Genomic DNA, 9,169 nt, shown 5'->3' with positions numbered 1-9,169 from the left:
GCGAATTGCGCGATCGCCATGACGAGGTCCTCGACCCGCGCCCGCGACCAGCGCGTGCGAGGGTCGGGCTCGATGAAGCTGAAGATCGTGGAGGCCATGATGTAGGTAGAGGGCCTCCATTCGGCGACGTCGGTGCTGCCGAATGCGCGCAGGTAACGCGGGGACTCGTAGGCCGGCCCTCCTAGGCCTATCTTCGCCACGAGGCCCATGATCGCGGCCCCGGCTGCCCGGCGCATGAGCTCGAAGCCGTCGGGGCCGGCCAGCGGGGGAACGAGGCGGTAGCCGAGGATCGCCGAGAGCTGGGCGTACACGCGGGCGCGGGCCAGCACGTATCGGTCTTCGGTCGCGGCGAGCTCGGCCGCGACGGCGTCGCGAATGCCGTCGTCGGCGATCCCCTGGTGACAGGCGACGAGGGCCGCGAACGTGTTCCACTCCGGGGAGGCGACGATCGAATCGTAGTCGGCGCCGATCGCCACGCGGAACATTTCGACGACGACGTTGCGCCGCCCCTGGGCCGTTCCCAGGTGCTCGATGCGGTCGAGAACGATCGCGCCTGCGGGCTCGGCGATGGCCGACTCTGTGACCGGAAGGGTGGTGCCGCTGGCGAGCTCGAGCAGCACCTCGCCGTAGAACTTGTGGAGTTTGGGCCAGCGCCGATACGCCGAATCGCGCGGAACCCCGGCCTCCTGGACGATCTGTTCGAAGGCGAGGTCGTCCAGCTCCGCGGAAATGCCCTGTTGGTGAACCAGCGAAACGGCGACGTCGAGCATCTTGCGCTCTGTCTCTCTGTCGTTGATTCGCGTGGTGGGCATGGCAAAAGTTTAACAAGGGCGATGCGGCGGCAGAGGCGGCCAAAACGACGTGGACGGCATCCGAACGCAAGCTGATACAGTAGTGTTTTCAATCGACGTGCAGCGCGAATTCCGGCGGTTTTCAGCCGATAGAGCCGCGGCGCTTTTCGCGAACGATTCCAATTGACGCGGGCGAAATAGACTCGCCGGGCGACACTTATGGGCGCCGACGGGTAAAGATGCCCATCCTGCTAGAGTACTGGGCCGAAGCCTAGAGCATTAGGCCCAAACCGAGGGATCCTACGGCCAGCAGAGGGAACGCGCCCTGCTTGACGGCGGCGGCCCTGTGCGGCGCGGAGGCGATAAAAAGGACGGCCGCGGCGGCCAGCATCGAAGCGGCGCCCGCGAAGACCAGCGTCAGCCCGACGGCGCTCGATCCGGCGGCCTGCGCGGCGATTCCGACGATCACTAGCAGTGCCAGGAACAGGTTGTAGACGCCCTGGTTGAAGGCCATGAACTTCGTCGTCCTCGCCTCCTCGACGGAGCCTGTGCCGAATGTGGCCCGCGCCCGCTCGCTCTCCCAGGCAATCGACTCGAGATAGAAAATATAAATATGAATGAGCGCGGCGACGGCGGCGAAAATGAGTCCTGCGACGATCATGGGGCGCCTCCTTGAGTTGACGTTCGGTGAGTTTGACGATTGGCGGCTTGATTGTTGGAGAAGTTGGGCAGCCGACGAGCACCGGCAGACAACCGGCGAGCGCAAAGCCCGACGGCCCGAGAAGCGCCCGCTCGGCCTGATTTCACGGGCGCAAACGGGCGCTTTCACGCAGGGGCGTGCCCTCATAACTGTCGCGCCGCAACGGCTACTGCGGCCGACGCTGTTGCGAGCGCCGCGGCTTCCGCCGGCTCGGGGTGAAGACGGCCTTTTTTACAAACCAGTCGAAGGCCCTTGTGGGCAGCACCGCATGGGCTGCGACCAGAGGCTTGGCGCCGAAGCCGATGAGGTAGCGGGGCCGGGGCCGTTTCGCGTTGACGGCCCGCGAAATCGCTCGCACCACGACGTCGGGGTCGGACATCATCTTGCCCGAATACTGGCGGCGCATGCCTTCCGCAGCCTTGGACGCCGTTTGCTCATACGCCCCGCCCTTCGAGGACTCGGCGAGGTGGTCGGCGGCGATGTTCCCCCATTCGGTTTTGATTCCGCCGGGTTCGATGAGCACGACGTCAATGCCGAACTCGGCTGCCTCCATGCGCAACGCGTCAGAAAGGGCCTCCACCGCGTACTTTGTGGCGTGGTACCAGCCTCCCATGAAGGTGACGAGCCGCCCGCCCATGCTCGAGACGTTGACGATCGTGCCCGATCGCCGCTCGCGCATCTGGGGCATGACGGCCTTCGTCAGAGCGGCGAGGCCGAAGACGTTGACGTCGAACTGGCGGCGCGCTTCGTCGATCTCGACGTCTTCGATCGTTCCGAAGGATCCGTAGCCCGCGTTGTTCACCAGCACGTCGATGCGTCCGCGTTCGGCGACGACCCGCCCGACGGCGTCCTTGCACGCCTCCTCGTCGGTGACGTCAAGCTCGATGGTGTGCACGCCGTATTCGGTGAGCGGCGCCATCCTTTCGACGCGCCTGGCTGCGCCGTAGACGGAATGGCCCTGCAAGGCCAGCTCTTTCGCTGCCTCGAACCCCATGCCGCTGCTTGCGCCGGTGATGAGGATTGCCTTCTTGTCTACGGCTTTGACCGTAGAGGGTTTCTTCGCCATCGTCTTCCTTTCATGTAGTTTGATTGTTTGGATCATTGCCGGATACTTTTGATCCGGTTTCTCGACGCGTTCACGCTCGGAACATCTGAAAGCTGCGTTTCAGCCATTTGGGAGGCTTCCGATGTTTTCTGAGGCTTTCGATCCTTCTTGCTGGGGGACGCGTCGTCGTCCCGGGGCGGAAAGTCGACGCAAGATGCTGTGGTACGCTACTTCAAGACAAAAGTGTATCGATTTGCGGCGCAACGTACTCATTGTTCCGCTATGGGCGATCCGGGGGATATGCGCCCGGTTGACAAGAGTTTCCGCTCTCAGAAGTGCGTCTTTGAAGCAGAGGGCACGCTGCTTGAAGCAGTGTGGGCGCCCGACGCCGCGGACGACGCGTCCGAGTCCGGCGGGCAGCTCGTCGGAATCCGGCAAACGCGTCGAAGACAAACGTGTGATAGGCGTAGAGCGACCCGCAACCGGAGCAGGGAGCCGGTGCGGCGAAACGGACAAACCAGCAAGGAGGCCACAGCCACATGGACGACAATCGCGAAGGGCGCATGGGAGTCGGCAAGCCGCTTCTTTTGGCCGTCGACGCGGGATTGCTGCTGTATTGGACGGCCGTCTTCCTCGACCTCATACCCGAGGAGCAGCGCTTCAGAGACTACTCCAACCCGATCATGCAGGCGTGGAACTGGTCGTTCTTCCCGCTCGACCTTTCGGCGGCGCTTCTGGGATTTCTCGGCGTGTATCTCGTGCGCAAGGGCCGTGCGGCGGGCGAGCTGGTTGTGACCGTCGGCCTGACGCTCACCTTCTGCGCCGGATTCATGGCCCTCTCGTTCTGGTCGTACTACGGCGACTTCAACCTCTGGTGGTGGCTTCCAAACGCTGCGCTCGTCCTCGCCCCCGTCGTCGGCTTTCTGGAAATGTCGATCGGCAAGGTCTGCGGCAGGAAAGCCTAGCGAGCCATGCCGTCAGCCTCTTCCAGCTTTGCGGCTTTCTCAGGTTTCTCACGGGCCTCGCGCTCGTGGTTCCTCTCCGCCTTTCCGAGCGGGCCTACCTCCGTTCAGGAGCGCGCATGGGCGGCGATAGGCAGAGGGGAGAACGCCCTCGTCGTCGCGCCCACCGGCTCGGGAAAGACGCTCGCCGCCTTCTTCAGCGCGATCGACCGGCTCATGCGCCGCTCGGCCGAAGACCGCGAGGCCAAGGGCGTGCGCGTCCTCTACGTCTCGCCGCTCAAGGCTTTGGCGGCCGACGTCGAACGCAATCTGCGGCGGCCGCTGGCCGGCGTCGAACGCGCTGCGCGGGGCCTTCGAGAGTTCGGCGAGCTCGACGATCGCGGGAAGGGCGCAGAACTTGCGCGTGAACTCGGCGTCGCCGAAGGGACTGGGCTCGTCCGGGAGCCCGGCGAACCTGGAGAGTCTGGAGGCGAATTCGGCGTCGGCTCATCCGCCGTCCCCGCAAGTGGAAAAGCCCGAACGAATCCGGTCGGCGAAACGCGGGCAATAGACGCGGCCTTTGAAGGGCCGCGGACGACCGTGGGCATGCGGACCGGCGACACGCCCGCGAAGGAGAGGCGTCGCCTCCGCGTCAATCCGCCCGACATCCTCATCACGACGCCCGAATCCCTCTACCTCATGCTCACGAGCGAGGCGAGAAAGACGCTTGGCGCCGTCTCGACGGTCATCGTCGACGAGATCCATTCCCTTGCGGGAAGCAAGCGAGGAACCCACCTGGCGCTGTCCCTCGAGCGCCTCGACGGGCTGCTGGAAAAGCCCGCCCAGCGAATCGGCTTGTCCGCCACCGTTTCGCCGGCCCGGACCGTGGCCGACTTCCTCGGAGGATCGCGTCCCGTCACGATCGTCGAAGCCGAGTCAGCCGCGAATCCCGACGTCGCGGTCAGCGTGCCCGTCGCCGACATGGCCGCCATTCCACCCGCCTCCGTCGCCGGGCAAATGGTCGTTTCGATGTGGCCGCACATCGAGCGGGCCATTCTCGACCACGTTCTTCAGCACCGGACGACGGTGGTTTTCGTCAACTCGCGGGGAGCATGCGAAAGGCTGACGGCGCACCTGAACGAGGAGTACACGAATCGCTTCGGTGGAGCGGAAGGATCCGAAGCCGCAGCCGACGGATTCGCCGGGTCTGCGGCCGCTGTCGGATCGGTCGAATCCGTCGAGGCTCACCGGCAAACGCGGGGCCGTCCGGGCGTGGGCCGAAAGGGCTTGCCAGCCGGGGCAGGGGCGTGCCGGCAGTCATGGGGGAGCGGAGACTCGAACTATTCGACGCCGCCCCCGGAGCCGACCGTCATCGCCAAGGCCCACCACGGGTCGGTCTCCAAGGAGCAGAGGCTGGCCGTCGAGAACGAGCTGAAATCGGGCAGCCTGCGCTGCGTGGTGGCGACGGCGTCGCTCGAGCTCGGCATCGACATGGGCTCCATCGACCTCGTCCTCCAGGTCGCGCCCCCTCCTTCGGTGGCAAGCGGCCTTCAGCGCATCGGCCGGGCCAATCACGCCGTCGGCGGGCGGCCGCGCGGAGCGATCTACCCGGTGGAGCGGACGCATCTCGTCGACGCCACCGTCGCGGCCGAGGGCATGCGGACCGGAGCGATCGAGGAGACCGAGCTTGTCGCGAACGCGCTGGACGTGCTTGCCCAGCAAACCGTTGCCGCCGTGAGCGTCGAGGAGACGCATGCCGACCGCTGGTTCGAGACGGTGCGCCGCGCCGCCCCCTACGCCGCTTTGCCGAGGGAGTCCTTTGACTCCGTCCTCGAGCTGCTGTCCGGCGCCTACTCCTGCGCCGACCTCGCCGACTTCTCGCCCCGAATCGTGTGGGACCGCGAGGCGGGCGTTCTGCGCGCCCGTCCCGGAGCGCAGCGGCTCGCCGTCTCCTTTTCCGGCACGATTCCCGACCGAGGCATGTTCCCCGTGGTCCTTCCCGAGGGCGCCGAGGAAGCGGGGCGGCGCCGCGTCGGCGAGCTCGACGAGGAGATGGTCTACGAGAGCAGGGTCGGCGACGTCGTCACCCTGGGCACGTCAAGCTGGCAGATTCGCGAGATTGCGAACGACCGCGTCGTCGTCGACCACGTCAGCGGGCGAAGTTCGCGCCTGCCCTTTTGGCGGGGCGAAGGGCCTGGACGGCCGGCCTCCGCGGGAGCGGCAAAGGGGGCATTCCTCCGCGAGGCCGAGGCGAGCCTGAAATTCGCGTCGGGCCCGGAGGCCGCAGGAGGCCCGCGCCCCGCCGCCAATCCCGAACCTTCGGCGGGCGTGCGAAGCGAGCCTCTCGTTTCGGCGTCGTTCCTCTCCAGGCTCGAAAGCGCCGGGCTCGACGAGAGCGCGCGGGAGAACCTCGTTTCGCTCCTCCTCGAACAGAAAGCTGCGACCGGCGCGATCCCGAGCGACGAGACCCTTGTGCTCGAACGGTGCAAGGACGAAAACGGCAGCTGGCGCTTCGTCTTGCACAGCCCGATGGGCAGGCGAGTGCACGAGCCGTGGGCCATGGCGATACGTGAGCGCATACGCCGCGTTGCGAAGATTGAACCGCAGACGTTCGCGAGCGACGACGGCATCGCGTTCCAGTTGCCCGCAACGGCCGGCAGGCCTCCCGGCGCCGAGCTTGTGGTTTTCGACGCCGAAGAACTGCGCCGCCTCGTCACGAGCCAAGTCGGCGGCACCGCCCTTTTCGCCGCACGCTTCCGGGAATGCGCGGCCCGGGCTCTGCTGACGCCGTCGTCCCGCCCCGGGCGCAGGACGCCGCTGTGGCTCCAGCGGCTCAGAGCCGGCCAGCTCCTGGAGGCGTCGCGGCAGTTCCGCAACTTTCCCGTGTCCGTCGAGGCCGCGAGGGAATGCCTCCAGGACGTCTACGACCTTCCCGCGCTCGCCGGCCTCATGGAGCGCATCGAAGCCCGATCCGTTCGCATCGTCGAGGCGGAGACGGCGTCGCCTTCGCCCTTCGCGCGCCCGCTGCTTTTTGGGTACACCGGCGCGTTCCTCTACCAGGAGGACCTTCCGCGCGCCGAGCGGAGGGCACATCTGCTCTCGCTCGACCCAGAGGCCATCGCCTCCCTCGTCGGAGACGGAGGCGTCGGGCAGGTCCTCGACGAAAGCGTTCTCGCCGAAGTCGAGGCCGAACTGCAGCGGCTGGCGCCTGGCCGGCGGGTCTGGCGCGACGCCGAGGCCGTCGCCGACCTTCTCCGCAGGCTCGGGCCGTTGACCATCGAAGGGGTCGCCGCCCGCAGCGTCGGCGCCTACGGCGATGCGCCGTCCGAGCGAGAGGAAGGGGACAGCGCCGTACGAGCCGCACGAGAGGACGCGGCCGACTCCTCGCAGGCCGACGTAGAGCGGCCTCGACAGGACGGTGAAAGCCGTTTCCTGCGAGTCGGCGAAGGCTCTGCGCGGGAGGGCCAAGAGGAGGCCGCGGCCCGCTCTGAACGGGAGGCGGTTCTCGACTTGCTCGAAGAGCTCGCGCAATCGCGCAGGGCTGTGGCCGTGCGCCTCGGAGGGCGCGAATGCTGGGCGAGCGCCGAGGATGCGCCCGCGCTCAGGCTTGCCCTCGGCGTCGACGTCCCCGAATGGGCCGCCGAGCCAGGCGGCTCCCCGCGGACCTCGGCGGTTTCGCGCTCTCCACTGGAGGACCTGCTCCTTCGCTGCGCGCGCACCCGAGCCCGCATCACAGCGGCGGACGCGGCGACAGAGTTTGGAATCGGACGCGCAACCGCCGCCGAAGCCCTCGAATCGCTCGCCGAAAGCGGCTCGCTCATGCGAATAGACGACGCGCACTGGATGGAGGCCTCCGTTTTCGCGCGAGTGCGCAACAGGTCGCTCGCCCGAGCCCGGGCAGCGATCGAACCGGTCCGCCCCGCCGCCTTACACAGGCTGGTCCTCGAACGGGCGGGGATCGACCTCCCCGAACGGGGGATCGACGCCTTGGCCGAGGCGATCTCGCTGATGGAAGGCGTGTGGCTTCCGGCGTCGCTGTGGGAGTCCGTCGTCTTCCCCGCGCGCGTCGCGGATTACAGCCCGGGCATGCTCGACGAGCTCATTTTGTCCGGCGACGTTCTGTGGCAGGCGCGGTCAAGCGGAGAATCTGGGCGGGCGAGCAGTGAAACGTCCCGAACGGGCAAAGAATCTGGACGGTTGGCCAACGACGCGTCCCAAACGGGCGGAGAGCCCGCGAAAACGGACGGAGCGCCGGTCGGCGAGGTCGCCTTCTTCCCCACGGATTCGCCGCTGGCCCCGGCTGCGGGCGCGGCCGTTTCGGCCGGCGACGTCGGCTGGGAGGATCTATGGAGGCTCGCGCGCGAGGGGGCCGCGACGGCCCTTTCCTTCGAACCGGTGCGCGCCTGCCTCCAGCCGCGCGCCGCCGCCCCAAAGAAACGGCGGGTGACGAGCCGGCGCTCGCGCCGTTACACCGCTTTCGCCGCCGCCCGGGCCCTCAGCGCCGAGGCGCCGGGCATTGCCTCGGGCGGCACGGCGCAGGGAAGGCAAGCGGACAACGCCCGGCCGTGGCAGTCCTCGCCGGGGAGGGGCGCCGCGGCAGGGGCGGAGCGGCTGGAGGCCGCGATGGCGCAAACGACGTGGCGCCGCCTGAGGCCGCCCCGGGTTTCCGCCGAGGAGGCCGCGGTGGCAATGGTCGAGTCGTTGCTCGACCGCTACGGCGTGGTCTCCCGAGACATCGCCCTTGCGGCGGGCGTCCCCGGCGGAATGGCAAGCCTGACGCCTGTTCTGCGGCGAATGGAAGACGCCGGCGCCGTCCTGCGGGGAACCTTCGTCCGCGGGCTCGGCCCCGTCCAATACGCCGAAAGGGGGACTCTCGACGCGCTGCGTTCGTTCGCGGAGCCCCCGGGCGATGCCGACGTCCGCGCGGCGGGGGAGGGCGACAGCGAACCCGCGGCCGCAGTGCTCGATCTCAGGGACCCGGCCTGCCTCGTGGGGCGCGGCGTTCCCTGGCCCGACCCGGCGCTGCCTTCGCAGATCGGGGAGCGGCTCGCCGCGGCCCCTCCCGTCGGCTTGCCGGACCCTTCGCGCAGGCCGGGAGCGGCGGTCGTCCTCGTCGACGGGGAGCCGGCGCTCTACGCGCCGGAGAACATGAAGGCACTGCTCTGTTACACGCCGGAGACCGCCGCGTTCCGTTCGGCGCTGCGCGCCCTGACCGAGTTCCTCAGGCGCGCGGGGGCGCGGGACCCGGGCGTCGCCGCGAGGAAGCGGACGGTGGTCGAGTCGGTCAACGGCGTCTCCGCGCTGGAGCGCGCCATGGGCGACGCCCTGGCAGAGGCCGGCTTGGCCCGCGATCCCAGGGGGATGAGGTTCGTCGTCGGCCCGTGACACTCGCGTCTTCGACGGCCCTGACGGGGGCTCGCACAACTGGGCGAACGCGTGCATGCCGTTCGCCTCTTCGGCGCCCGAGACGGGGGACTGGGGCGCACTGCGCGAGGCCTTGCGGTACTCGCTTCTTCGGCGCCCGCGATGGGCGCCTCTGCCGCTGGAGGAAGGCGCTCGGCCTAACACTAGGCCTAGGAAGAACTCACACGAAAAAGCCCGGCGAGAGATTCCCGCCGGGCTTCGATCAGTCGGGCTAGCGGGATTTGAACCCACGACCCCTTGACCCCCAGTCAAGTGCGCTACCAAACTG

Annotated in this window: 5 protein-coding genes; 2 read left to right on the top strand and 3 right to left on the bottom strand. The window is 68.1% G+C overall.

The window, feature by feature from the left end; all coding sequences use genetic code 11:
• The 3 genes from ACO48X_RS09600 to ACO48X_RS09590 form a co-directional block, all read right to left on the bottom strand.
• Positions 1-812 (bottom strand): TetR/AcrR family transcriptional regulator (locus ACO48X_RS09600; RefSeq protein WP_485001867.1); only part of this gene is annotated, 812 nt, incomplete at its 3' end.
• Between the two features lie 250 nt (positions 813-1,062).
• A complete protein-coding gene (locus tag ACO48X_RS09595; protein WP_485001866.1) occupies positions 1,063-1,452 on the bottom strand; it encodes a DUF1304 domain-containing protein in 390 nt (129 codons plus the stop codon).
• 205 nt (positions 1,453-1,657) lie between these two features.
• Positions 1,658-2,557, bottom strand: a complete 900-nt coding sequence (locus tag ACO48X_RS09590; protein ID WP_485001865.1) for an oxidoreductase — start codon at positions 2,555-2,557, stop codon at positions 1,658-1,660.
• 518 nt (positions 2,558-3,075) lie between these two features.
• Between ACO48X_RS09590 and ACO48X_RS09585 the strand changes: the two genes are divergently transcribed.
• Both ACO48X_RS09585 and ACO48X_RS09580 read left to right on the top strand, forming a co-directional pair.
• Positions 3,076-3,501, top strand: a complete 426-nt coding sequence (locus tag ACO48X_RS09585; RefSeq protein ID WP_485001864.1) for a DUF5360 family protein — start codon at positions 3,076-3,078, stop codon at positions 3,499-3,501.
• A gap of 6 nt (positions 3,502-3,507) precedes the next feature.
• Entirely contained in the window at positions 3,508-8,862 is a 5,355-nt protein-coding gene (locus ACO48X_RS09580) for a DEAD/DEAH box helicase (RefSeq protein ID WP_485001863.1), read from the top strand.
• Positions 8,863-9,169: the final 307 nt, after the last annotated feature.

The organism is Peptidiphaga sp. (genome assembly GCF_057238965.1).
The sequence above is the reverse complement of the archived record's forward strand: the minus strand, read 5'-3'. Positions and strand labels throughout refer to the sequence as shown.